This window comes from Enterobacter sp. PL_is511 (assembly GCF_055816065.1).
Genome location: NZ_JBVPGP010000024.1, coordinates 189,571 through 212,703 on the forward strand (window position 1 = coordinate 189,571; position 23,133 = coordinate 212,703).

The following is a 23,133-nucleotide window of genomic DNA, read 5'->3' on the forward strand; positions in this document are numbered from 1 at the left end:
TCCCTCTCCCCGTGGGAGAGGGCCAGGGTGAGGGAATCAGACCGCACCAAACTTACCCCGTCACCGCCTCTTCAACTGGCGGTTTTTCCAGCAGCGTCAGCATGGTGTTAGCAATCTCGCGCTCGCCCATCACCACCTTATCTGCACCGCGCTCGGTAATGTACTCCACCTCGTCGTCATAGTGCGCCCGGGCGATAATCTCAATTGTTGGGCACTTCGCGCGTGCGGAAGCCACAATCTCACCCGCTTCATAGCCGTTAGGAATGGTCAGCAGCAGCCAGCGGGCGCAGTCCAGATGCGCCAGATTCATGATCTCTTCGTTCGCCGCATTGCCCAGCACCGCACGAATACCGCGCTCGCGCAGCTCGTCGACGCGGGTGCGTGAGGTCTCAATCACCACCAGCGGAATGCCCTGTGCCATCAGCTTTTCACCGAGCAGGCTGCCCACGCGGCCAAAGCCGACCAGCAGAGCGTGGTTGCAAATATCAACCGGGATCTGCTTCTCTTCTTCGATGGCCTCTTCGAGCGTCTGCTCTTCCAGCGTTTCGGTTTTATCGAGGTATTTTTCCAGCAGGGCAAACAGCACCGGGTTCAGCATGATCGACAGGATCGCCCCCGCCAGCACCAGGTTTTGCCCCGCCTGCGGCAGCAGATTCAGAGCCATGCCCAGACCGGCCAGAATAAAGGCGAACTCACCAATCTGTGCCAGGCTGGCGGCAATGGTCAGCGCCGTCCGCGGAGAGTGACCGAACATTCGCACCAGGAAGAAGGCGGCAAGCGACTTACCAAAGATGATGATCGCCAGCGTGCCCAGCACGGCCAGCGGTTGATGGATCAGGACCATCGGGTCAAACAGCATCCCGACGGAGACGAAGAACAGCACGGCGAAGGCATCGCGCAGCGGTAGCGTATCGTGCGCCGCGCGGTGGCTCAGCTCGGACTCGTTCAGCACCATCCCGGCGAAGAACGCACCCAGGGCAAAGGAGACATCAAACAGCTCAACGGCACCAAAGGCGATGCCCAGCGCCAGCGCCAGCACGGAGAGGGTAAACAGCTCGCGTGAGCCGGTCGCCGCGCTGCGGGACATGATCCACGGTACCAGACGGCGGCCCACCAGCATCATGATGGCGATAAACGCCACAACCTTACCAATGGTGATGCCCATATCCAGCGCCAGCGAGGCGAAGCCGACGTTGTCTTTTTCCATCATCCCGGCGACGGCAGGCAGGAGTACCAGCGTCAGGACCATGACCAGGTCTTCCACAATCAGCCAGCCAATCGCGATCTGCCCGCGCTGGCTGTCAATCAGCTGTCTCTCCTCAAGCGCGCGCAGCAGCACCACGGTACTGGCGGTTGAGAGACACAGCCCAAATACGATGCCGGTCATCAGCGACCAGCCCAGTACGGCCGAAAGCGCCATCCCCAGCAGCGTCGCCACCCCTATCTGGGCGATCGCTCCCGGTATGGCAATCGACTTTACCGCCATCAAATCCTTCAGGGAAAAATGCAGACCGACGCCAAACATCAGCAGAATCACGCCCAATTCCGCCAGTTCAGGTGCCAGTTTGGTATCCGCAACGAAACCTGGCGTGAACGGTCCCGCCAGAACACCTGCCAGCAGATAGCCGACAAGAGGAGAAATACGCAGTTTATTGGCAATCATGCCGAGGATAAAAGCGAGCACAAGTCCACCAACAATGGTGGTGATAAGCGGTGTGGCGTGGTGCATTCCGTCTCCTTTCGTTGTGGGTGTTCCTTTTTGGCGAAAACCAAAAAACCGAGTAATAGTTTATGACAATTTTTACCCTTATGTTTATGAATAATTGTTGAAGTTTGAATAAAACAGCAATATGCACGTAAAAAAGCGCATTTTGATAAATTCAGAGAGGGGATGAAGAAGAAACCCTTATGGCATCAGGGTGTCAGGTAGCCAAAGTAAAACTTTGGCTACCCGTAATTCAGGCTTTATGCCGGTTATCAGGCAGGAATATGGTTAACATCCCAAGAAGCGGCAGGAAAGCGCAGATTTTATAAACCAGGAAGATGCTGGTGTGATCCGCAACCATCCCTAACACCGCTGCGCCAAGCCCGCCCATGCCGAAGGCGAAACCGAAAAAGAGTCCGGAAACCATACCGATACGGCCAGGCAGCAGCTCCTGGGCATAAACCAGAATGGCGGAAAACGCAGAAGCGAGGATAAAACCAATAATCACGGTTAAAATCCCCGTCCATTCAAGGCTCGCGTACGGCAAAATAAGGGTAAACGGCGCCACGCCGAGGATAGAGCCCCAAATGACATATTTACGCCCAATCTTATCACCCACAGGCCCGCCAATGACCGTACCGGCCGCGACGGCGAACAGGAAGGCAAACAGATGGATCTGCGCGTTTTGTACCGATAATCCGAATTTTTGCATCAGATAAAAGGTGTAATAGCTGCTGATGCTCGCCATATAGAAGTATTTCGAGAAAATCAGCACCAGCAGCACGGATACGGCCAGGATAACCTTATTGCGCGGCAGGGGATTAATAACCTTCGCTTTAGGTTTCCCTTTGTTCACGCGATGCTGAGCGGCATACCAGCGGCTGATCTGTGCCAGCACGATAATCGCCAGCAGTGCGGCCAGCACAAACCAGGCCACGTTGCCTTTGCCATACGGCGCGATGATCACCGCCGCCAGCAATGGGCCCAGGGAGCTACCAAAGTTACCGCCCACCTGGAAGAGCGACTGCGCCAGGCCGTGACGACCACCGGACGCCATCCGTGCCACGCGGGAGGACTCCGGATGGAACACGGACGAGCCGGTACCCACCAGCGCGGCGGCGATCAGCACGGCTTCAAAACTCCCGGCCATGGCCAGCAGCACCAGCCCGCTTAAGGTAAAGCACATGCCAACCGGCAGCGACCACGGCATCGGGTATTTATCCGTCCAGTAGCCCACCACCGGCTGCAGCAGCGACGAAGCCAGCTGGAAGGTCAGGGTGATCATCCCGATCTGCACGAAGGTGAGTGAGAACTCAGACTGCAGCAGCGGATAAATCGCCAGAATCAACGACTGAATCATGTCGTTGAGCAGGTGCGAGAGACTGATTGCGCCTAAGACTTTAAAGGAGGTGCGCGATGCAGGCGGCGACGCCGGCGCGCCCGGAGCGGGCTGGGTTGATTCACTGATTGCCATAGAGAGAAGTACCACGTCTTTAGTTATTAGAGATGCAGGGTGTAATTATTATCCGACTAACATACCCGCCCGGGACATTTGAAGAAAGTCGCAATTATGAAAACTTATTTGTCTATTCTTATTAGTCACTGTAATTTCTGCCTTTGTCTATTGGTCAGGGAGAGAGAAGATGAAGTTAATGAAGCGGGGCGTCGCGCTGGCGCTCATCGCGGCGTGGGGGCTGGTAAGCCTGCCCGCGCAGGCGTATGAAAAAGACAAAACCTATAAAATTACCATTCTGCATACCAACGACCACCACGGTCACTTCTGGCGCAGTGAATACGGCGAATATGGCCTGTCGGCACAAAAAACGCTGGTGGATGGCATTCGCAAAGAGGTGGCGGCTCAGGGCGGCAGCGTACTGTTGCTCTCAGGCGGTGATATTAATACCGGCGTGCCGGAATCCGATTTGCAGGACGCCGAACCCGACTTTCGCGGCATGAATCTGATTGGCTACGACGCGATGGCCGTGGGTAACCATGAGTTTGATAATCCGCTGACCGTGCTGCGTCAGCAGGAAAAATGGGCCAAATTCCCGTTCCTCTCAGCCAATATTTATCAGAAAAGCACCGGCGAACGCCTGTTTAAGCCGTGGGCGCTGTTTAAGCGTCAGGATCTGAAGATCGCGGTCATCGGCTTAACCACTGACGATACGGCGAAAATTGGTAACCCCGAGTTCTTTACCGATATCGAATTCCGCAAACCGGCAGACGAAGCGAAGCTGGTGATTCAGGAGCTGCAGCAAAACGAAAAGCCGGACGTGATTATCGCCACCACCCACATGGGGCACTACGACAACGGTGAGCACGGCTCCAATGCTCCCGGCGACGTCGAGATGGCGCGCAGCCTGCCGGCAGGCTCGCTGGCAATGATTGTGGGCGGTCACTCACAGGATCCGGTGTGTATGGCCTCGGAGAACAAAAAGCAGGTGGACTACGTGCCGGGCACGCCGTGCGCGCCGGACCGTCAGAACGGTATCTGGATCGTACAGGCGCACGAGTGGGGCAAATACGTGGGTCGTGCAGATTTCGAGTTCCGTAACGGCGAGATGAAGCTGGTCCACTACCAACTCATTCCGGTCAACCTGAAGAAGAAGGTCACCTACCCGGACGGGAAAAGTGAGCGCGTACTTTACACGCCTGAAATTGCAGAGAACCAGCAGATGCTCTCCCTGCTGACGCCGTTCCAGAACAAAGGCAAGGCGCAGCTGGACGTGAAGATTGGCACGCTCAATGGCCGCCTGGAAGGGGACCGCAGTAAAGTTCGCTTCGTGCAGACCAACATGGGACACCTGGTGCTGGCGGCGCAAATAGCGCGCACCGGCGCTGACTTTGGCGTAATGAGCGGCGGTGGCATTCGTGATTCCATCGAAGGCGGAAACATCACCTATAAAGACGTCCTGAAGGTACAGCCGTTCGGCAACGTGGTGGTCTATGCCGACATGAGTGGGAAAGAGGTTGTTGACTACCTGACCGCCGTGGCGCAGATGAAGCCAGATTCCGGGGCCTATCCGCAGTTTGCTAACGTCAGCTTCGTCGCGAAAGACGGCAAGCTTAACGACCTGAAGATCAAAGGCGAACCGGTTGACCCGGCTAAAACGTACCGTCTGGCGACGTTAAGCTTTAACGCCACGGGCGGCGACGGCTATCCGCATATTGATAATAAACCGGGATACGTGAATACCGGCTTTATCGATGCCGAAGTGCTGAAGCAGTTCATCGAGCAGAATTCACCGATTGACGTGAATGCGTATGAGCCGAAAGGTGAGGTGAGCTGGCAGTAGTGCGGGGATTTTGTGCCGGGTGGCGGCTTCGCCTTACCCGGCCTACATCCGAACCGTAGGCCCGGTAAGCGCAGCGCCACCGGGCAATTTCCTCAATCCCGGCGGGCAATATCCGCAAACTTCGCGTCCAGCATTTTCGCCAGATCGTCCGCCGCCAGCTCAATGTCCAGCCCGCGTTTGCCGCCGGAGATAAAGATGGTGTCAAATTCCTGTGAAGGGGCATCGATCAGCGTCGGCAGGCGTTTTTTCTGTCCGAGCGGGCTGATCCCACCCACCAGGTAGCCCGTGGTGCGCTGCGCCACCATCGGATCGGCCATATCCACCTTCTTCGCCCCCAGCGCTTTGGCGACTTTCTTAAGGTCCAGCTGTCCTGCCACGGGAGTCACCGCGACGGCGAGGTGCTTCATATCGCCGTTCACCGCCACCAGCAGCGTTTTATAAACCTGGTCAGCGTTCAGCCCCAGCTTGCGCACCACTTCATCACCAAAGTTGGTCTCGTTCGGATCGTGATCGTAAGTGTGGATCCGGAAAGAAATGTTGTTTTTTTCGAGTAATTTAACGGCGGGAGTCATAGCTATCCTTCTTACGACAGACAAATCATGCCAACAGCATACGCCTGACGTTTGTCTAAAAAATAGCACCATCTTGCGCAATAGTATTGGCAGTGATGGTCACTTTGAGCGACAATCGGCTCAACCGAAGGTCTCCTTCGGCATAATAAAAACGATGAAATTCCTCTTTGACGGGCCAATAGAAATATTGGCCATTTTTTTATTTTAACAGTGACGGCAAATTCCCTTCTCCGTACAAATGTAACGCCCCAACCGCCACCACGTAATGCCCGGCAGGTAAAGCATGCAGCGTTTGCCGCCAGGCTTTGTTGCGCGCATTCATCAGCACATCATACAGCGATTCGCTGAACGTCGACGGTAACGCCAGCTTACCGTCCTCAGGCGGCGCATCCAGCCACCAGCCAATCATGGTCTGCAGCAGGCGCGCGTTGGTGTGCCAGTGGGTCAACGTATCATCCAGCAGCATCAAGCCGTCGTCGGGAAGCTGCCGCAGAAGCGCAATCTGGCTGTCCGTCCCCTCCAGCTCGATGATGGGCAAACTGCGCGCCCTTGCCGCGTTCAGCAGCTGGTAATCAATGCCGTAATCACCGCGCAGGCCCAGACGCTGCGCCTGCGTAGCCTGTAATACCATCGCGATTTGCCAGAGCGGCAGGGTGTCAATCATAGAGAGCGAGACGCCCGTCTCATCCGCGACCCGCGTCAGTTCCGCAAGCTGGGTTTCATCCAGGCGCTCCGCCAGGGTGAGATCGCTCTCGAGCCCGGCAAACGGTGACTCCTGACCCGAAATGTCCGCTTCAACGACCAGCGCGTCGGCGTGTTTCAGCAGTTTGATCAGGCCGGGTGGCAGGGGAGACATATCCTGCGTACCCATATGGATGCTGCCGACCAGGTGCAGGTGTTGCCCGCCGGGGAGCGAGATATCCAGACCGGGCCAGGCGTAACGGCGAGGGAAAAGGGCGCGAAACGATGTTTTTATACGATTAAACAGACCCATACGCGCTCCATGAACGGAAAGGTTCATGCTAGCGCGTACGGGTACAAGGTTCAATCCTTCGGTTTAAACCGCAGCAGCCGGTTGGCGTTGCTGACCACGGTGATGGAGGAGAGCGCCATCGCCGCACCCGCGACCACCGGATTAAGCAGCGTGCCGGTCAGCGGCCACAAAATACCGGCAGCAATCGGGATGCCGAGTGAGTTATAGATAAACGCCCCCAGCAGGTTCTGCTTCATGTTGCGCAGCGTGGCTTTTGAAATGGCCAGCGCGTCGGCAACGCCCATCAGGCTATGGCGCATCAGCGTGATGGCAGCGGTTTCAATGGCGACATCGCTCCCGCCACCCATCGCAATCCCCACGTCAGCCTGGGCCAGCGCCGGGGCATCGTTGATGCCGTCGCCGACCATCGCCACCTGACGACCCTGACTTTGCAGTTTCTTGATGGCGTCCGCTTTACCGTCCGGCAGTACGCCCGCAATCACCTCATCAATTCCCGCTTCTTTCGCGATGGCGTTGGCGGTGGTCGGGTTATCCCCGGTCAGCATTACCAGACGGTAACCGGCACGGTGCAGGCGCTGCAGGGCGTCCACGCTGTCCTGGCGAAGCGGATCGCGCACGGCCAGCAGCGCGGCGGCTTTGCCATCCACCGCCAGCAGAACCGGCGTGGCGCCCTGAGACGCCTGCGCTTTCAGCTCGCTTTCCAGCGCGGTGGTATCAATACCGTTTTCATTGAGCAATGCCTGGTTGCCCAGCAGCAGGGCGTGGCCTTCTGCTTCGCCGCTGACGCCGAGCCCGCGCAGGGTGCGGAAATTGCTGACCTGCGGCAGGGAAGAAGCATTCGCTTTATCGAGAATGGCGCGCGCCAGCGGATGGCTGGACCCTTGCTCCAGCGCGGCGGCGAGACGCAGTGCATCCTCTTCCGTCACGCCCACGGTGTGGACGGCGACCACCTGCGGTTTACCTTCCGTCAGCGTGCCGGTTTTATCAAACACCAGCGTGTCGAGGGTGCTGGCTCGCTGCAGCGCGTCCGCGTCCCGCACCAGTACGCCAAATTCGGCCGCGCGGCCAACGCCGGAGATGATCGACATCGGCGTCGCCAGACCAAGGGCGCAAGGACAGGCGATGATCAGTACCGTGGTGGCGATCACCAGGGTATAAACAATCTGCGGCGCGGGGCCGAAGACATACCAGATCGCCGCACTCAGCAGGGCAATACCAACCACCACCGGCACAAAAATGGCCGAGATTCTGTCAGCAAGCTGGCCAATTTCCGGCTTGCTGCTCTGCGCCTGGCGCACCATGCGGATAATACGCGACAGCGTGGTGTGGCTGCCGACGGCGCTGGCGGTGAACAGCACGCTGCCGTCCTGCACGACCGTACCGGCATGCACGGCGTCGCCGTCTGATTTCTGCTGAGGGATAGGCTCCCCGGTCAGCATCGCTTCATCCAGCCAGGCTTCGCCCTGGGTTATCTTACCGTCAACGGGAACCCGGTCGCCGGTGGTCAGACGCAGCGTCATGCCCGGCTGAACCTCGGCCAGCGGGACGCTCTTTTCCCCTTCGTCCGTGACCACGCGGGCCGTCGGTGGGGTTAAATCGAGCAATCTTTCCAGCGCTTTCGAGGAGCGCTGACGGGCGCGGGCTTCCAGCATATGGCCTAAGTTAATCAGGCCGATAATCATCGCGCTGGCTTCATAATAGAGATGCCGCGCTTCCATCGGGAACCACTGGGGCCAGACGTTCACGCTCATCGAATAGAGCCATGCTGCGCCGGTACCGAGCGCCACCAGCGTATCCATCGTCGCGGTGCGATTTTTCAGGCTCTTCCAGGCGCTGGTATAGAAATGTCCGCCTGCAAACACCATCACCGCAAGGGTAATCAGACCAATCACCAGCCACAGCGTGCGGTTGTCGTCGGTAACCATCATGTTGTCGCCGATCATCCCCCAGACCATCACCGGAATACCGACCAGCAGGGCAACGATGGCCTGCCAGCGGAAGCGCTTCATGGTGGCGATAGCCGTTTCCTGCTGGCGCTCGCGGCGCTCGGCATCATCTTCGATGGCCTCCGCCCCGTAGCCCGCTTTCTCAACGGCCTGCACTAAATCTGCGGCGGAGGCACTGCCCATCACCAGCGCAGTACGCTCCGCAAGATTGACCCGTGCCTGCGCGACGCCCGGTACGGCCTGCAAGGCGTTTTGTACCCGGGAGACGCAGCTGGCGCAGCTCATGCCGTTGATCAGCAGCTGTTGGCTGTCATCAATATCATCAGCTACCGGAAGCTCAGGAGTGGCCGCTGTCAGTGCTTCCGACGGGGATGATGACTCTGCCAGCGGTTTAGCCTTTGGGTGGCTTAACTCCGCCCCGTAACCGGCCTGCTTGATGGTATCGATCAGCGCATCCGCGCTAGCGCTTCCGGTGACGGCGGCATGATCGATAGTCACCTCAGCGCTTTCAACGTCAGGGCGCTGTTCCAGGCTTTCTTTAACGCGTTTGACGCAGTGGCCGCAGGAGAGGCCGTCCAGCGTCAGGTCAATAGTGTGAGACATAACAAAACTCCCGTATAATATTTTGGTCAGTTGTTGACCGGAGTAACGCTTTTCACTAACTGTTATGAAGGTTAAACCTTCCATCAAGGGGAAGGTCAAGGGGGAAATGTGAATATCAGTGATGTGGCAAAAAAAACCGGCTTAACCAGCAAGGCAATCCGCTTTTATGAAGAGAAGGGGCTGGTCACGCCGCCGCTGCGCAGCGAAAACGGCTACCGCAGCTATACGAAACTGCATATTGATGAGCTGACGCTACTGCGCCAGGCAAGACAGGTCGGGTTTAATCTGGAAGAGTGCGGCGAGCTGGTTAACCTGTTCAACGATCCGAAGCGTCACAGCGCCGACGTGAAAAAACGCACGCTGGAAAAGGTGGCCGAGATTGAACGTCATATCACCGAGCTGCAGGCGATGCGCGAACAGCTGCTGCAGCTCGCGGAATCCTGTCCGGGGGATGACAGCGCCGACTGCCCGATAATCGACAATCTTGCCGGCTGCTGCCATCGTAAGGCCTCTGCCTAACAGGCTTTCACCCGCAGGGTAATGCCTTCCACCGCAATGACCTCAACCCGCGTGCCGGCGCTGAGGTCGTCGTCGGCGACCACCGGCCACGAGCTGTCGCCCACCCGCATATGCCCCCGCCCGTTTACCAGGGCGGTGTCGAGCGTAAAACGTTTGCCGACTATTTGCTGTCCGCGCTGGTTAAGGTGCGCGTCCAGCGGTTTCTGCTCGTTAACCCGCCGGTTGAGCCAGCGCCACCACAGCCAGGCGGCTACCAGCGTCAGCACAGCAAACAGTGCGCCCTGCCACGCCCACTCCAGGGGAAGGATCCAGACCAGAAGACCCGTAATGACGGCAGCAACACCGCTCCAGAGCAGGTAGCCGTTGCCGCCCAGCATCTCCGCCGCCAGCAATAAGCCACCGAGGCTTAGCCAGAAGGCATGAGGATGTGCAACGATCAGCTCAATCATTTTTTACGCTCGTTTCCGCTGTCCTTGATCAGTTCGGCAATACCGGCGATAGAGCCCATCAGGCTGCTGGCATCCAGCGGCATCATCACCACTTTGCTGTTGTTCGCCGAGCCAATCTGTTTCAGCGCGTCGGTATATTTTTGCGCGACAAAGTAGTTCACGGCCTGGATATCACCGGCGGCAATCGCCTCAGACACCATTTGGGTAGCGCGGGCTTCCGCTTCGGCCGACCGTTCACGCGCTTCAGCCTGTAAGAATGCGGACTGACGATCGCCTTCCGCTTTCAGGATTTGCGACTGTTTTTCACCTTCCGCTTTGAGGATCTCCGCCTGACGCACCCCTTCGGCTTCCAGAATATAGGCGCGCTTGGTACGCTCGGCCTTCATCTGGGCGTTCATGGAGGCGATCAGCTCCGCCGGTGGGCGCACGTCGCGGATCTCGATGCGGGTGACCTTGATCCCCCACGGGTTCGTTGCCTCGTCGACAATGTGCAGCAGGCGGGTGTTGATGCTGTCGCGCTGGGAAAGCATCTCGTCCAGCTCCATCGAGCCGAGCACGGTACGGATGTTGGTCATCGTCAGGTTGACGATCGCCAGCTCCAGGTTGCTGACCTCATAGGCTGCTTTTGGCGCATCAATCACCTGAATAAAGCAGACGGCGTCGATGGTGACGTTGGCGTTATCCTTGGAGATCACTTCCTGGGACGGAATGTCCAGAACCTGCTCCATCATGTTGATCTTGCGACCAATTCTGTCCATGAACGGAACAATCAGGCTTAAGCCAGGCTGGAGTGTGTTGGTGTATCGACCGAAACGCTCAACGGTCCACTGATAACCCTGAGGGACAATTTTGACGCCGGCGCCCACGATAACCAGCGCAACGAAAATAAGGACCGGAACAACGATAAGCATAAAAACCTCCTGTTTTGCATGCTGTGACGAGTGAAAGTGTGTGTTTATTGCTCGTAAGTATAGGTAAAGTCAGAGATGAATCCATCACCCGCTTCAGCAATGGCTTTCGATAATCCCTCGTAGTAATTCTCCAGCCCCAGCGCTTCGATACGCTGGATCTGTTCGCGAATGGGGGCGCAGAACAGTACGGCATTCCCCGCTTCAACGCGCTTGTTATTCGGTGGAAGGTCGCCCGCGATGGCCTTAAACCAGGTTCTGATACCCTGCTTTAAATTATGCGGCGCTTTTGTCAGATTATCCATGCCCGTCAGGACCTGCAGGGTAGGGAACTCATCGGCCAGCACGGCGGTTTTCATTCGTGCAAAGAACTGACGGAACAATTCAAACGATCCCAGATCGGTCACGCGTGGTTTGGTGGTTTTACCGTTCTTATTGCCGATTTTACCTGCGGCCGGAACCGCATTCACCTTTTCCAGCTCCAGCCCAAATAACAAATTACAGTGCGCGCGGCGTTCTTTCAGCGGGTAGGACATCAGCACGTCAATGAACTGAGTGGCTTTTACATCCGCAAGATTGTGGTTGATAAGCCACTGGGTGCGTGAAAATTCCGCCGGAGAGACGAACCAGTCGGGTACGTCATTGAAACGTTTTGATTTTCCCTTACCGTCAAATTCCAGAAAGTGTGTTCCGTTGTCGAAGGCGAAATAGCAATTTTTGAAGCTGCCGATCGTGGTGTTCACGATGAGCGCCTTCTTAACAAAATCCACCACCTCTGCACCAATGACAAAACGCGTGAGTTCCGACGATTTGATGACTTCCATTAATGTTTCGACATCAGGAACACCAGGCTTCAGGGAAGGAAACTCATAAAAGATATGTGCCATGTCGCATACTTCCTGTAGTGATGGTGGTGACAAATAACAAACAAAAAGTTTAACACTTGCTTTAGCGTGAGGCTATTCGCTCTGTGCGGGCGAAAGGATTATGCTACAGACGGTTATGACAAAAAGCGGTTAACGGAAGCGCAATGAACGATAAAAAAAACGTATTACTTCTCAGGGATGTCGGATTTCGGGTCGGGGAAAACACGATCCTGCAGCACGTCGGGTTTAGCCTGTCGCCAGGTGAGTTTAAGTTAATCACGGGCCCTTCAGGCTGCGGCAAAAGCACGCTGTTGAAGATGGTGGCCTTACTCCTCAGCCCGACGGAGGGAACCATTCTGTTTGAAGGACAGGATATTGCGTCGCTCTCTCCGGAAAGCTATCGCCAGCAGGTCTCCTATTGCGTGCAAACGCCCGTGCTTTTTGGCGATACGGTTTATGACAACCTGATTTTCCCGTGGCAAATCCGCAATAAAACGCCGGAGCCGGAACAGTTTATCAACGATCTGGCCCGCTTTGGCCTGGCGCAGGAGACGCTGACCAAATCCATCAACGCGCTGTCGGGCGGAGAAAAGCAGCGCGTCTCGCTGATCCGCAACCTGCAGTTTTTACCGAAGGTGTTGTTGCTTGACGAAATCACCAGCGCGCTGGATGACGTCAACAAGCGCAACGTCAACGAGATTATTCATCGCTACGCCCGGGAGCAAAATATTGCCGTGCTGTGGGTGACGCACGATGCTAACGAAATAACCCATGCGGATGACGTGATTACGCTTCAGCCGCACGGCGGAAAAATGCAGGAGGCAAACCGTGGGTGAACATAACATTACCAACGAATCGCTGGCCTTTTCGATGGTGCTGGTATTGATTGCGATTGTGGTCAGCTACCGCGAAAAGCTGGGGCTGGAAAAAGATATTGTGTGGAGCATCTGTCGTGCGGTGATTCAGCTCATCATCGTCGGCTATGTGCTGAAGTATATCTTCAACGTTAACCACGCGGTGCTGACGCTGCTGATGGTGCTCTTTATCTGCTTTAACGCGGCGTGGAATGCGAAAAAACGCAGTAAATACATTGATAAAGCGTTTATCTCGTCGTTTATCGCCATTACCACCGGGACGGCGCTCACGCTGGCGGTGCTGGTGCTCTCCGGCTCGATTGAGTTTACGCCGATGCAGGTTATCCCTATCTCGGGGATGATTGCGGGGAACGCGATGGTGGCCGTTGGGCTCTGTTACAACAACCTTGGCCAGCGATTCAGCAGTGAACAGCAGCAGCTACAGGAGAAACTAAGCCTGGGGGCAACGCCAAAAGTGGCCTCGGCGCGGCTGATTCGCGAGAGCATTCGGTCATCGCTGATCCCAACGGTAGATTCCGCCAAAACGGTGGGGCTGGTGAGCCTGCCGGGGATGATGTCGGGGCTGATTTTTGCCGGTATCGATCCGGTAAAAGCGATTAAGTATCAGATCATGGTGACGTTTATGCTGCTTTCCACGGCAAGCCTGTCGACCATCATTGCCTGCTACCTGACCTATCGGAAGTTTTACAACGCGCGTCACCAGCTGGTGGTGACGCAATTAAAGAAAACGGGTTAAGCCTGTTTTGTAGGCCCGGTAAGCGTTAGCGCCACCGGGCATTTTTTGTTAGTAGAGCAACGCGTACAGCTGACGACGATACTTCGACGCCAGCGCGTCTCCGGTGCCCAGCGCGGCCAGGATCTCCTGGAACATCTTACGCGCCTGACCGTCTGCGGCAGCGAGATCCTTTTGCAGATGGCTGAACAGCAGCTCCAGCGCCTCTTCGTTACGCCCTACCTGGTGCAGCTGCAGCGCCAGCTGGCTTGCCAGCGCGGCGTCCGCCGGGTTGTCGGCAACCTGCTGCTGCAGCTGCTGAATTTCCGGGGTGTCCGCCGCCTGTTTCAGCAGCTCAATTTGTGCGACCAGCCCCTGGTAGCGGGTGTCCTGATCCTGCAGCGGAACGGTCTTGAGTACGGCTTCCGCGTCTTCTGAACGGTGCAGGGCGATCTGCGTTTCCGCCAGCAGCAGGCCAATCTGGCTGTTTTGATTCGACAGCTGCCATGCGTCTTTGAGCAGCGGCAGCGCCTCGTCGTATTTGCCTTCCTGCATCAGCGCCATGCCTTCCTGCGCCTTCAGCTCTTCTTCGCGCGGCAGCACCTTATCCAGCAGGGCGCGGATAGCCTCTTCCGGCTGCGGCCCCTGGAAGCCGTCAACAGGCTGACCGTTCTGGAACAGATAGACGGTGGGAATGGCGCGCAGACCAAACTGGGACGCCACCATCGGCTCGGCGTCGCAGTCCAGCTTCGCGAGAATGAACTGACCGTTGTACTGGGCGGCAAGGCTTTCCAGCACCGGCGTCAGCTGCAGGCAGTGTTGGCTGCGTTCAGACCAGAAGTAGAACAGGACCGGTTTGGTCATCGACTGTTCAAGGGTCTGTTGCAGGTTAGCTTCTGTAATATTGACGATATTCTGTACGGACATGCGGCTTTCTCTTTTGTCGGTTTGTTCTTTACATGGGGATGCGCGTCGTCGCTTCAACTCAGCCGTGTAAAATTTTGTCCATCATCCGGCCCGGCAGCAGGCGTTTTAACCAGCCTACGGCATGGGTGACCAGCGTCACCGGATAGCGCATTTTGGGATGTTCGCTCTCAAAAGCATGGCGCACTTTGGCCACCACTGCCTCTGGCCCGAGGGTAAAACGTGCGGCAATACCGGGGTTCTCGACCGGTTTATCCGCCTGCGTCTGGTTCACGTTTTCGGTAAAGCGGGTGCGAATTGGGCCGGGTTCAATCAGGCTGACCTTAATGCCGCTGTGGCGTAGCTCCATGCGCAGGGCGTCGGACCAGGCCTCCAGCGCATATTTGCTGGCGGCGTAGGCGCCGCGTCCCGGGGTGGAAATCAGCCCCATCACCGACGACGTCATCACGATGCGCCCTTCACCGTGCGGCAGCATGGCGGGAAGCAGACGCATGGTGAGCTGATGCACGCCGAAGAAATTGGTGGAAAACTGCTTCTCCAGCGTTTCGCGGGAGAGGGTATCCAGCGGGCCATACACGCCGTAGCCGGCATTGTTAAACAGCCCGTACAGACGATTATCGGTCAGCGCGATCACCTCATCGGCGGCGCGCTCAACGCTCTCCGGCGAGTCCATATCCAGCAGCACGCCGGTAAAGCCCAGCCCGTTCATGCGTTCGACATCGTCGGGTTTGCGGCAGGCCGCCAGGACCCGAAACCCCTGGCGCTTCAATTCGAGCGCGCTTTCCAGACCGATTCCACTGGAACATCCTGTAATTAAGACCGATTTTTGCATAACTTTACCTGTCAGGATCTCCGCTTAATCAGGAGTCATGTTTAACTAAAGGAGCCAGCCGCGTTGCCATCCAGTCGGCAATAAACGGCTGCGCATCGCGATTGGGGTGGATCCCGTCGTCTTGCATCCACTGGGGTTTGAGATAGACCTCTTCCATGAAAAATGGCAGCAGCGGAATATCAAACTCTTTGGCAAGCTTGGGGTAGATCGCGCTAAAGGCCTCATTATACCGACGACCGTAGTTGGCGGGCAGGCGAATTTGCATCAGCAGCGGCTGGGCATTTGCCGCCCTGATGTCCTGCAAAATGGTGCGCAGCGTATTCTCCGTTTGATGAGGCTGGAAACCGCGCAGGCCATCATTACCGCCAAGCTCCACCAGCACCCAGCGCGGCTGATGCTGTTTGAGCAGCGCAGGCAGGCGCGACAGGCCCTGCTGCGAGGTATCACCGCTGATGCTGGCGTTGATTACAGACGTTTTGCTCTGCCATTTTTCATTGAGCAGAGCGGGCCAGGCCGCGCTGGCCGCCATGCGATAGCCTGCGCTCAGGCTGTCGCCAAGAACCAGTAACGTGTCCGCTGCCGCCGCGCGGAAGGTCATCAGAATCAAAAACAGGAAGGGCAAATGCCAGCGGAAAACAGTGTTGAAGTTCATCATCTTAAGAAGTCCGTCGGTCAGGGGGAACACGAGCTTTCCATCCTTACTGGAGTTGAACTCGTTGTCAAACGCGCTGAAACCATCGCGCTGATTGGCGAATCCGGTTCCGGTAAGTCCACGCTGCTGGCGATTTTGGCCGGTCTGGACGACGGCAGCAGCGGCGAGGTCCACCTTGTCGGGCAGCCGCTGCATCAGCTTGATGAAGAGGCGCGGGCCGCGCTGCGCGCGCGTCACGTGGGTTTTGTCTTTCAGTCCTTTATGCTGATCCCGACCCTGAACGCGCTGGAAAACGTCGAGCTCCCGGCGCTGCTGCGCGGTGAAAATAGCCGTGAAAGCCGCGCTCACGCGAAGGCGCTGCTGGAACAGCTCGGTCTGGGTAAACGTCTCGACCATCTTCCCGCCCAGCTTTCTGGCGGTGAGCAGCAGCGCGTGGCGCTGGCCCGCGCGTTTAACGGCCGTCCTGAGGTGCTGTTTGCCGATGAGCCTACCGGCAACCTTGACCGTAAAACCGGAGACCGGATTGCCGACCTGCTGTTTTCGCTCAACCGCGAGCACGGCACTACGCTGATCCTCGTGACCCACGATCCGCAGCTCGCGGCGCGCTGCGACCGCCGCCTGCGGCTGGTCAACGGTGTTCTGCAGGAGGATGCATGATTACCCGCTGGTTCTGGCGCGAGTGGCGCTCGCCCTCGCTGCTGATTGTCTGGCTGGCGTTAAGCCTGGCGGTAGCCTGCGTGCTGGCGCTCGGCAGCGTCAGCGACCGCATGGAAAAGGGACTCAGCCAGCAGAGCCGGGAGTTTATGGCGGGGGACCGGGCGCTGCAAAGCTCCCGCCCCGTGCCGCCGGGCTGGATTGACGAAGCGCGTAAAGAAGGGCTGAAGGTGGGGGAGCAGGTAAGCTTCCAGACCATGACCTTTGCGGGCGACACGCCGCAGCTGGCGAGCGTCAAGGCCGTCGATGATATCTACCCGATGTACGGTGACTTGCAGACCCGCCCGCCGGGATTAAAGCCCACGCCCGGTACGGTGCTGCTGGCATCGCGTCTGATGGCGCTGCTGAATCTGAAACCCGGCGACAGTATCGACGTCGGCGACGCCACCCTCAAAATTGCCGGGGAAGTGGTACAGGAACCTGACTCTGGGTTTAACCCGTTCCAGCTTGCGCCGCGCCTGCTGATGAACACCGCGGACGTAGCAGCAACCCATGCGGTACAGCCGGGCAGCCGCGTCACCTGGCGCTATAAGTTTGGCGGCACGCCTGCCCAGCTTGACGCATATGAAAAATGGCTTCTGCCGCAGCTCAAACCGGAACACCGCTGGTACGGGCTGGAGCAGGACGAAGGGGCGCTCGGTAAATCTCTGGAGCGCTCTCAGCAGTTCCTGCTGCTGTCGGCCCTGTTGACCCTGCTGCTGGCGGTGGCGGCGGTGGCCGTGGCGATGGGGCACTACTGCCGCAGCCGCTACGACCTGGTGGCGATCCTCAAAACCCTGGGGGCGGGCCGGGCGCAGCTGCGCAAGCTGATTGTCGGTCAGTGGCTGATGCTGCTGGTCCTGTCCGCGCTGACCGGCGGAATAATGGGGCTGCTGTTTGAAAAACTGCTGATGGTGATGCTAAAACCGGTGCTACCGGCCGCATTGCCGCCGGCCAGCCTCTGGCCGTGGCTATGGGCAATCGGCGCGATGACGGTAATTTCGCTGCTGGTAGGGCTACGTCCTTACCGACTGCTGCTCGCGACGCAGCCGCTGCGCGTGCTCCGCAGCGATGTGGTGGCGAACGTCTGGCCGCTGAAGTTCTACCTTCCGGTGATTATTGCGGTGGCGGTGGGGCTGCTGGCGTGGCTGATGGGGGGCAGCACGCTGCTTTGGGCGGTACTGGCCGGGGCGGTTGTGCTGGCGCTGCTGTGCGGCGTGCTGGGCTGGATACTGCTCAACGTCCTGAAGAGGCTAACGGTAAAATCCCTGCCCGTGCGCCTGGCGGTCAACCGCCTGCTGCATCAGCCCTGGTCAACGCTCAGCCAGCTGTCGGCCTTTTCGCTGTCATTTATGCTGCTGGCGCTGCTTTTAGTGCTGCGCGGCGATCTGCTCGATCGCTGGCAGCAGCAGCTTCCCCCGGAAAGCCCGAACTTTTTCCTGATCAATATTGCCCCAGAACAGGTCACTCCGCTAAAGGGTTTCCTGTCGGAGCATCACATTATCCCTGAGTCGTTCTATCCCATCGTTCGCGCGCGTCTGACGCAGATCAATGGGCAGCCAACGGAGGGGAACAAGGACGAGTCGCTTAACCGCGAGCTGAACCTGACCTGGCAGGAGAAACGCCCTGACCACAACCCGATAACCGCCGGCATCTGGCCGCCGAAAGCGGGAGAGGTGTCGATGGAGGAGGGGCTGGCGACGCGCCTGAACGTGAAGCTTGGGGACAGCGTGACCTTTACCGGCGATACCCAGGATTTTACCGCGAAGGTCACCAGCCTGCGTAAAGTGGACTGGGAAAGCCTGCGGCCAAACTTCTTCTTTATCTTCCCGCCGGGGGCGCTGGACGGTCAGCCGCAGAGCTGGCTGACCAGCTTCCGCTGGGAAAACGGCAACGGCATGCTGACCCAGCTTAACCGGGAGTTTCCGACGGTCAGCCTGCTGGATATTGGAGCGATCCTGAAGCAGGTAGGGCAGGTTCTGGAGCAGGTGAGCCGCGCGCTGGAGGTCATGGTGGTGCTGGTGACGATCTGCGGCGTGCTGTTGCTGCTGGCCCAGGTGCAGGTAGGCATGCGCCAGCGCCATCAGGAGCTGGTGGTCTACCGCACGCTGGGGGCCGGAAAGCGGCTGCTGCGGATGACGCTCTGGAGCGAGTTTGCGCTGCTGGGGCTGGTGGCGGGTCTGGTGGCAGCCATTGGCGCAGAGACGGCGCTGGCGGTGTTGCAGACAAAAGTCTTCGACTTCCCGTGGGAGCCTGACTGGCGTCTCTGGTTGATCCTGCCTCTCTGTGGCGCTGTGCTGCTTTCACTCTGCGGAGGCTGGCTCGGCACGCGGCTGTTAAAGGGCAAAGCCCTGTTCCGTCAGTTCGCGAGTTGATTTAGCACGGTGAAAGTTACGCACCGGTTTCAAATGCCGGTGCGTAGTGTTTAAAAAGCACAAAGTGATAATACCCACTCATTTAGTAGCACAAAACATTAAAAACCCGACCACACAGCCCGATTATTTCCAGTTAATATTCACCCGCTAAATATTTAGCAGCGTGTCTATTAAGGAAAAATAATGACTATAAAAAAATCAGCGCTGGCGGCAACGATCGGCGCGGCAGTGGCATTGACTACCTTCGCTTCTCAGGCGGAAATCACCGTTCTTAAGCAGGATCCTCAGGCGGGTAACCCGCTGAGCCGCCTGAACTTCACTGTGGGTGGGAGTATCCGTCCACAGTTCAACATGATGACCGGTGACGGCGACAAAGGTTCTTACAAGCGTAACGGCTTCGACGGCGGCACCCGTTTCCGTTTCGCAGCAGATTACTACCTGTTTGATGACATCAGTTGGGTAAGCTACTACGAGCTGGGCGTGAACTTCCCTGCAATGTTCAACTGGGACAACCACTACAGCGAAAGCGACCACGACACGACGCGTCGTATGCTCTACACCGGTCTGAAGAGCGACACCTGGGGTACGCTGACCTTCGGTCAACAGAACAGCGTTTACTATGATGTGGTGGGCGCGAAAACCGATATCTGGGACTACGACATGATCGGTCAGGCACCAGGTAACGGGATCAAAGGCGATTACGACGGCTCTTACCGTTCACGTAATATGCTGAAATATAAGAAAACCGTGGGCGATGCTGACATTTATGCATCCTACCTGTTTGAAGACAGCGAATACCTGCCGGGCAACGGCCTGCGCTACAAGCGTAAAGGCGGCGGTTCACTGGGTCTGGATTACCACCTGACCACCGATCTGACCTGGGGTGCCGCGTGGAACTACACCCGTGCGGATATGCGTAACCCGGCCAATGGCGACAGCAAAACCTACGACCAGAACATCCTCGGTACCGCGCTGAGCTGGACCCCGGACAACTGGACATTCTCCGTTGGCGGCGGCTGGTATCAGAACTTCATGACCACCAAAAAAGTGTCTGTTAACGACTACTTCGCCGGTGATGCATGGGGTATTGAATACTTTGCGGGCTACAAGTTCCCAATTGGTCAGTATGCGGTTAAATCTATCCAGCCTTACTTCATGGGCGACCGTATTGACTACGTGAATGGCCGCAACTACCAGCGCATCGACAACGGCGTGGGTATCAGCTTCCAGCTGGATTACGGTTTCCGCGTGGACTACGAGCACGTGTTCACCTCCAGCACCGACGACCTGGGCGACATGAACCTGGTGCGTCTGCGTTACGACTTCTAAGTCGTCTGTTCCCCGGTGGCGCTGCGCTTACCGGGGCTACAAAAGCACGCGTAGGCCGGGTAAGGCGTAGCCGCCACCCGGCTTTCTTTTAGCGACCAAGCCACTCTGCAACGTCTTCAAACGTCCCGCGATACACAATCTTCTCCGCTTTCTTCTCCAGCTGATAGCCGTACATCGGGTCGTAATAGTCGTTCAGGAGCGGTACAAGCCAGCTGAAGTGTGCGTCCGTGCTGCCAGATCGTTGCTGTTCCAGCAGCGCGGAATCTAACAGCACGGTGAATTCTGCATACCGCTGTAGCCCCAGACGGCGGCGAATGGCGAACAGGCCGTGGTGCAGGTACTCGCTGTACGCTTTCCAGCCCGCTTCTTCGCCGTAGGCAGCAGAAAAATCTGCCCACATATGGTCGAAATACTCTTCGCGCAGGCGTTCAAGACGGATCTCAAACGGATCCTCTACCACCACGATAGGCGCTTCAACCATGCGGTCACGCAGGCACTCCGGCAGGTGGTTGGAGCCAATCATCCGGCCTTCATCTTCCAGCACCCAGCGCGCGGCGTCTTTTTTCAATAGCTCAACCGCAAGGTGGTTTTCAAAGCTCGCCTGGGAAAGCTGCGGCGTGAGCGTGCGGCCAAACGACGAACCGCGATGGTGCGCCAGCCCTTCCAGATCGATGCCCTGCGCGTGCTGCTTCACCAGCAGGGTTTTACCGTTTCCGGTACAGCCGCCGATAAGCACTATCGGCTTTTGTGACTGCTCAATGGTCACCTGAATCGCCGTCTGGCGCAGGGCTTTATAGCCGCCGCGGATCAGCGGGTAGTCGATGCCCGCCTCTTTAAGCCAGGCCTGCGAGATATGCGAGCGCTGGCCGCCGCGCGCGCAGCAGAGAAAGCCCTCAGGATGGGCAAGGCTGGCTTCACGCCAGGCGTTAATACGTGTCTCACGCGTCTCGCCGTTCACCAGACTATGGCCAAGCGCCAGCGCGGCCTCGGGGCCCTGGCGTTTATAGCAGGTGCCGACGGCGGCGCGTTCGTCGTCATTCATCAACGGCAGGTTAATGGCGGCGGGCATCGCACCCTGGGCAAATTCAATCGGCGCGCGAACGTCGATTAAAGGGGTATCAGACGCGAGGATCGCGCGATAGTCCGTTCCATCGTTCATGGTTATTCCAGAAGAAAACTCAGCAGCAATGGGCGGGGATTGTACGCCGGGGAAGGGGAAGGTCAACTCCCCGGCGCAGATGTCTTACTTGAGCTTTGACTGTGCCCAGACGATACCGCTCGCATATTCCGGCGGCAGGAGAGGGATCATGGCTTCCAGGGTGGCGCTCAGGCGGCCCGTGTCGCTGTCGTTCAGGTTCAGGTGACCGACCTTACGACCCGCGCGAACCTCTTTGTCATACCAGTGCAGATGCACCAGCGGCAGCTTCAGCCAGTCGTAGTTCAGATCGGTGCCGATCAGGTTGATCATCACCGACGGGCTGTCCACCACCGGCTGCGGCAGCGGCAGGTCGGTGATCGCGCGCAGGTGCAGTTCGAACTGGCTGATGGACGCGCCGTTTTGCGTCCAGTGGCCGCTGTTGTGCACGCGCGGTGCAAGTTCGTTGATCAGCAGACCGGACGGGGTGATAAAGCACTCCATCGCCATGACGCCCACATATCCGAGTTCGTGCATGATGGCAGAAAGCATCTCTTCTGCCTGCGCCTGCTGCTCAGCATTGGCGTGCGGGAAGGCGACGCTGGTGCGCAGAATACCGTCCTGATGCAGGTTATGCGTCAGCGGATAAAAGACGGTATGTCCGTCGTGCCCGCGTGCGCCAACCAGTGACACTTCACCGCTAAAGTTGATGCCCTGCTCAACGATGCATTCGCCGTAGCAGTCGTCCGGCAGCTCGGCAGTGTCGTCTGCGCGCAGACGCCACTGGCCACGGCCGTCGTAGCCGCCCACGCGGCGCTTCACGATGGCCAGCTCGCCCAGCATCGCGAAAACATCATTCCACTCGCTTTTATCGGACAGGAGCTGCCACGGCGCGGTCGGCAGGCCGAGCTTGTCGAACAGCTGCTTTTGCGTCAGACGGTCGGCAATGATCGGGAACACGTCGCGGTTTACGAAGGCGTTATGACGCGCCAGTTCGCGGGTCAGCGCGGTTTCCGGCCAGCGTTCGATCTCGGCGGTGATCACGCTCTGGTGGAACGGTACGGCTTCAGGTTCAGCGTCCAGCCCGACGGGCCAGACGGCAATACCCAGCGGCTCACCGGCCTGACGCAGCATGCGGCCTAACTGGCCGTTACCGAGGACGCAAACCTGCTTCATGCCGCACCCCGCGGGTCCGGATTGTCCAGCACTTCGTCGGTCTGGGCTTTACGCCACGCCGCCAGACGCTGATGTAACGCTTTATCGTGCGTCGCCAGGATCTGCGCGGCCAACAGGGCAGCGTTCGCCGCACCCGCTTTGCCAATCGCCAGCGTGCCGACAGGAATACCGCGCGGCATCTGGACGATGGAGTAGAGGCTATCCACACCGCTTAACGCGGCGCTTTGTACCGGGACGCCCAGAACCGGCACCAGGGTTTTGGCGGCAATCATGCCCGGCAGGTGTGCTGCGCCGCCCGCACCGGCAATGATCACCTCATAACCGTTCTCTTCGGCGCTTTCGGCGAAGCTGAACAGTTTGTCCGGTGTACGGTGCGCGGAGACCACTTCGACGTGGTGCGGAACATTCAGGATTTCAAAGATTTCGGCGGCGAACTGCATGGTAGCCCAGTCGCTTTTGGACCCCATCACGATGGCGACACGCGCCGGATTATTGCGGGAAGACATGCGTCTTAAAACTCCTGTGGTGCGAAACACACTGCTTTCGAGGGCACAGAGAATAGCATGTTATAC

Annotated in this window: 21 protein-coding genes; 7 read left to right on the top strand and 14 right to left on the bottom strand. The window is 58.0% G+C overall.

Annotated features, from left to right (window positions below; genetic code table 11):
- Positions 1–52: 52 nt before the first annotated feature.
- Together ybaL and AC0TN7_RS16325 are read right to left on the bottom strand one after the other, a co-directional pair.
- Positions 53–1,729, bottom strand: a complete 1,677-nt coding sequence (ybaL, locus tag AC0TN7_RS16320; RefSeq protein WP_024906856.1) for a YbaL family putative K(+) efflux transporter — start codon at positions 1,727–1,729, stop codon at positions 53–55.
- A 229-nt stretch (positions 1,730–1,958) separates the two neighbouring features.
- The gene (locus AC0TN7_RS16325; RefSeq protein WP_024906857.1) at positions 1,959–3,179 is read right to left on the bottom strand and encodes an MFS transporter; all 1,221 of its coding nucleotides are present in this window, start codon (positions 3,177–3,179) and stop codon (positions 1,959–1,961) included.
- A gap of 169 nt (positions 3,180–3,348) precedes the next feature.
- Between AC0TN7_RS16325 and ushA the strand changes: the two genes are divergently transcribed.
- On the top strand, positions 3,349–5,001 hold the full coding sequence (gene ushA, locus AC0TN7_RS16330; RefSeq protein ID WP_061715851.1) for a bifunctional UDP-sugar hydrolase/5'-nucleotidase UshA: 1,653 nt from the start codon (positions 3,349–3,351) through the stop codon (positions 4,999–5,001).
- Positions 5,002–5,093: 92 nt separating this feature from the next.
- On the opposite strand, the gene ybaK is transcribed toward ushA, so the two are convergent.
- The 3 genes from ybaK to copA all read right to left on the bottom strand — a co-directional run bounded on the left by ybaK (position 5,094) and on the right by copA (position 9,116).
- Positions 5,094–5,573 (bottom strand): Cys-tRNA(Pro)/Cys-tRNA(Cys) deacylase YbaK, encoded by a 480-nt coding sequence (ybaK, locus tag AC0TN7_RS16335; protein ID WP_045286621.1) that lies wholly within the window; start codon positions 5,571–5,573, stop codon positions 5,094–5,096.
- A gap of 199 nt (positions 5,574–5,772) precedes the next feature.
- A complete protein-coding gene (locus tag AC0TN7_RS16340; protein WP_248163508.1) occupies positions 5,773–6,567 on the bottom strand; it encodes a TraB/GumN family protein in 795 nt (264 codons plus the stop codon).
- Positions 6,568–6,617: 50 nt separating this feature from the next.
- On the bottom strand, positions 6,618–9,116 hold the full coding sequence (gene copA, locus AC0TN7_RS16345) for a copper-exporting P-type ATPase CopA (RefSeq protein WP_267217125.1): 2,499 nt from the start codon (positions 9,114–9,116) through the stop codon (positions 6,618–6,620).
- A gap of 108 nt (positions 9,117–9,224) precedes the next feature.
- Between copA and cueR the strand changes: the two genes are divergently transcribed.
- Entirely contained in the window at positions 9,225–9,635 is a 411-nt protein-coding gene (cueR, locus tag AC0TN7_RS16350; RefSeq protein WP_024906861.1) for a Cu(I)-responsive transcriptional regulator, read from the top strand.
- On the opposite strand, the gene AC0TN7_RS16355 is transcribed toward cueR, so the two are convergent.
- From AC0TN7_RS16355 to AC0TN7_RS16365, 3 genes are read right to left on the bottom strand one after another with little or no spacing between them, the layout of a single operon-like run.
- Positions 9,632–10,084: an NfeD family protein gene (locus tag AC0TN7_RS16355; protein ID WP_032646195.1), complete on the bottom strand. Its 453-nt coding sequence runs from the start codon at positions 10,082–10,084 to the stop codon at positions 9,632–9,634. The two genes, cueR and AC0TN7_RS16355, sit on opposite strands and share 4 nt — an antisense overlap.
- Positions 10,081–10,995 carry an SPFH domain-containing protein gene (locus AC0TN7_RS16360; protein WP_024906863.1) on the bottom strand — a complete coding sequence of 305 codons (915 nt, stop codon included), beginning with the start codon at positions 10,993–10,995 and terminating at the stop codon, positions 10,081–10,083. Before AC0TN7_RS16360 ends, AC0TN7_RS16355 begins: the two co-directional genes overlap by 4 nt.
- Before the next feature lie 44 nt (positions 10,996–11,039).
- Complete coding sequence (locus tag AC0TN7_RS16365; RefSeq protein WP_024906864.1) at positions 11,040–11,879, bottom strand: hypothetical protein; 840 nt, start codon at positions 11,877–11,879, stop codon at positions 11,040–11,042.
- A 143-nt stretch (positions 11,880–12,022) separates the two neighbouring features.
- Between AC0TN7_RS16365 and fetA the strand changes: the two genes are divergently transcribed.
- Both fetA and fetB read left to right on the top strand, forming a co-directional pair.
- The gene (fetA, locus tag AC0TN7_RS16370) at positions 12,023–12,694 is read left to right on the top strand and encodes an iron efflux ABC transporter ATP-binding subunit FetA (RefSeq protein WP_473702269.1); all 672 of its coding nucleotides are present in this window, start codon (positions 12,023–12,025) and stop codon (positions 12,692–12,694) included.
- Positions 12,687–13,469: an iron efflux ABC transporter permease subunit FetB gene (fetB, locus tag AC0TN7_RS16375; protein ID WP_024906866.1), complete on the top strand. Its 783-nt coding sequence runs from the start codon at positions 12,687–12,689 to the stop codon at positions 13,467–13,469. The genes fetA and fetB overlap by 8 nt, the downstream gene beginning before the upstream one ends.
- A gap of 48 nt (positions 13,470–13,517) precedes the next feature.
- Here the strand turns inward: fetB and AC0TN7_RS16380 are convergent, their stop codons facing one another.
- From AC0TN7_RS16380 to tesA, 3 genes are read right to left on the bottom strand one after another with little or no spacing between them, the layout of a single operon-like run.
- On the bottom strand, positions 13,518–14,372 hold the full coding sequence (locus AC0TN7_RS16380) for a co-chaperone YbbN (protein ID WP_024906867.1): 855 nt from the start codon (positions 14,370–14,372) through the stop codon (positions 13,518–13,520).
- Between the two features lie 58 nt (positions 14,373–14,430).
- Entirely contained in the window at positions 14,431–15,201 is a 771-nt protein-coding gene (locus AC0TN7_RS16385; RefSeq protein ID WP_014882827.1) for an SDR family oxidoreductase, read from the bottom strand.
- Between the two features lie 28 nt (positions 15,202–15,229).
- Positions 15,230–15,853 (bottom strand): multifunctional acyl-CoA thioesterase I/protease I/lysophospholipase L1, encoded by a 624-nt coding sequence (tesA, locus tag AC0TN7_RS16390; RefSeq protein ID WP_024906869.1) that lies wholly within the window; start codon positions 15,851–15,853, stop codon positions 15,230–15,232.
- On the opposite strand from tesA, the gene ybbA reads away from it, so the two are divergent.
- From ybbA to AC0TN7_RS16405, 3 genes are all read left to right on the top strand, one after another.
- Positions 15,824–16,510, top strand: a complete 687-nt coding sequence (gene ybbA / locus AC0TN7_RS16395; RefSeq protein ID WP_024906870.1) for a putative ABC transporter ATP-binding protein YbbA — start codon at positions 15,824–15,826, stop codon at positions 16,508–16,510. The genes tesA and ybbA overlap by 30 nt on opposite strands.
- Positions 16,507–18,921 (top strand): putative ABC transporter permease subunit YbbP, encoded by a 2,415-nt coding sequence (ybbP, locus tag AC0TN7_RS16400; RefSeq protein ID WP_024906871.1) that lies wholly within the window; start codon positions 16,507–16,509, stop codon positions 18,919–18,921. Before ybbA ends, ybbP begins: the two co-directional genes overlap by 4 nt.
- A 183-nt stretch (positions 18,922–19,104) precedes the next feature.
- Positions 19,105–20,250, top strand: coding sequence for a porin (locus tag AC0TN7_RS16405; protein ID WP_024906872.1), 1,146 nt, complete (start codon positions 19,105–19,107; stop codon positions 20,248–20,250).
- Between the two features lie 88 nt (positions 20,251–20,338).
- Here AC0TN7_RS16405 and mnmH read toward each other — a convergent pair whose 3' ends face one another.
- The 3 genes from mnmH to purE all read right to left on the bottom strand — a co-directional run bounded on the left by mnmH (position 20,339) and on the right by purE (position 23,067).
- On the bottom strand, positions 20,339–21,409 hold the full coding sequence (gene mnmH, locus AC0TN7_RS16410; RefSeq protein WP_024906873.1) for a tRNA 2-selenouridine(34) synthase MnmH: 1,071 nt from the start codon (positions 21,407–21,409) through the stop codon (positions 20,339–20,341).
- A gap of 84 nt (positions 21,410–21,493) precedes the next feature.
- Positions 21,494–22,561, bottom strand: coding sequence for a 5-(carboxyamino)imidazole ribonucleotide synthase (purK, locus tag AC0TN7_RS16415; RefSeq protein ID WP_024906874.1), 1,068 nt, complete (start codon positions 22,559–22,561; stop codon positions 21,494–21,496).
- Entirely contained in the window at positions 22,558–23,067 is a 510-nt protein-coding gene (purE, locus tag AC0TN7_RS16420; protein ID WP_290094546.1) for a 5-(carboxyamino)imidazole ribonucleotide mutase, read from the bottom strand. The genes purK and purE overlap by 4 nt, the downstream gene beginning before the upstream one ends.
- Positions 23,068–23,133: the final 66 nt, after the last annotated feature.

What these genes read in the sequence shown, in the direction of transcription:
- AC0TN7_RS16380 (WP_024906867.1), bottom strand. Translation starts at nt 14,372, where the DNA reads ATGTCCGTACAGAATATCGTCAATATTACAGAAGCTAACCTGCAACAG.
- AC0TN7_RS16360 (WP_024906863.1), bottom strand. Translation starts at nt 10,995, where the DNA reads ATGCTTATCGTTGTTCCGGTCCTTATTTTCGTTGCGCTGGTTATCGTG.
- fetA (WP_473702269.1), top strand. Translation starts at nt 12,023, where the DNA reads ATGAACGATAAAAAAAACGTATTACTTCTCAGGGATGTCGGATTTCGG.
- purE (WP_290094546.1), bottom strand. Translation starts at nt 23,067, where the DNA reads ATGTCTTCCCGCAATAATCCGGCGCGTGTCGCCATCGTGATGGGGTCC.
- mnmH (WP_024906873.1), bottom strand. Translation starts at nt 21,409, where the DNA reads ATGAACGATGGAACGGACTATCGCGCGATCCTCGCGTCTGATACCCCT.
- ybbP (WP_024906871.1), top strand. Translation starts at nt 16,507, where the DNA reads ATGATTACCCGCTGGTTCTGGCGCGAGTGGCGCTCGCCCTCGCTGCTG.
- AC0TN7_RS16365 (WP_024906864.1), bottom strand. Translation starts at nt 11,879, where the DNA reads ATGGCACATATCTTTTATGAGTTTCCTTCCCTGAAGCCTGGTGTTCCT.
- copA (WP_267217125.1), bottom strand. Translation starts at nt 9,116, where the DNA reads ATGTCTCACACTATTGACCTGACGCTGGACGGCCTCTCCTGCGGCCAC.
- AC0TN7_RS16355 (WP_032646195.1), bottom strand. Translation starts at nt 10,084, where the DNA reads ATGATTGAGCTGATCGTTGCACATCCTCATGCCTTCTGGCTAAGCCTC.
- ushA (WP_061715851.1), top strand. Translation starts at nt 3,349, where the DNA reads ATGAAGTTAATGAAGCGGGGCGTCGCGCTGGCGCTCATCGCGGCGTGG.
- AC0TN7_RS16325 (WP_024906857.1), bottom strand. Translation starts at nt 3,179, where the DNA reads ATGGCAATCAGTGAATCAACCCAGCCCGCTCCGGGCGCGCCGGCGTCG.
- ybaK (WP_045286621.1), bottom strand. Translation starts at nt 5,573, where the DNA reads ATGACTCCCGCCGTTAAATTACTCGAAAAAAACAACATTTCTTTCCGG.
- AC0TN7_RS16340 (WP_248163508.1), bottom strand. Translation starts at nt 6,567, where the DNA reads ATGGGTCTGTTTAATCGTATAAAAACATCGTTTCGCGCCCTTTTCCCT.
- tesA (WP_024906869.1), bottom strand. Translation starts at nt 15,853, where the DNA reads ATGAACTTCAACACTGTTTTCCGCTGGCATTTGCCCTTCCTGTTTTTG.
- purK (WP_024906874.1), bottom strand. Translation starts at nt 22,561, where the DNA reads ATGAAGCAGGTTTGCGTCCTCGGTAACGGCCAGTTAGGCCGCATGCTG.
- ybbA (WP_024906870.1), top strand. Translation starts at nt 15,824, where the DNA reads ATGCCAGCGGAAAACAGTGTTGAAGTTCATCATCTTAAGAAGTCCGTC.
- AC0TN7_RS16385 (WP_014882827.1), bottom strand. Translation starts at nt 15,201, where the DNA reads ATGCAAAAATCGGTCTTAATTACAGGATGTTCCAGTGGAATCGGTCTG.
- ybaL (WP_024906856.1), bottom strand. Translation starts at nt 1,729, where the DNA reads ATGCACCACGCCACACCGCTTATCACCACCATTGTTGGTGGACTTGTG.
- AC0TN7_RS16405 (WP_024906872.1), top strand. Translation starts at nt 19,105, where the DNA reads ATGACTATAAAAAAATCAGCGCTGGCGGCAACGATCGGCGCGGCAGTG.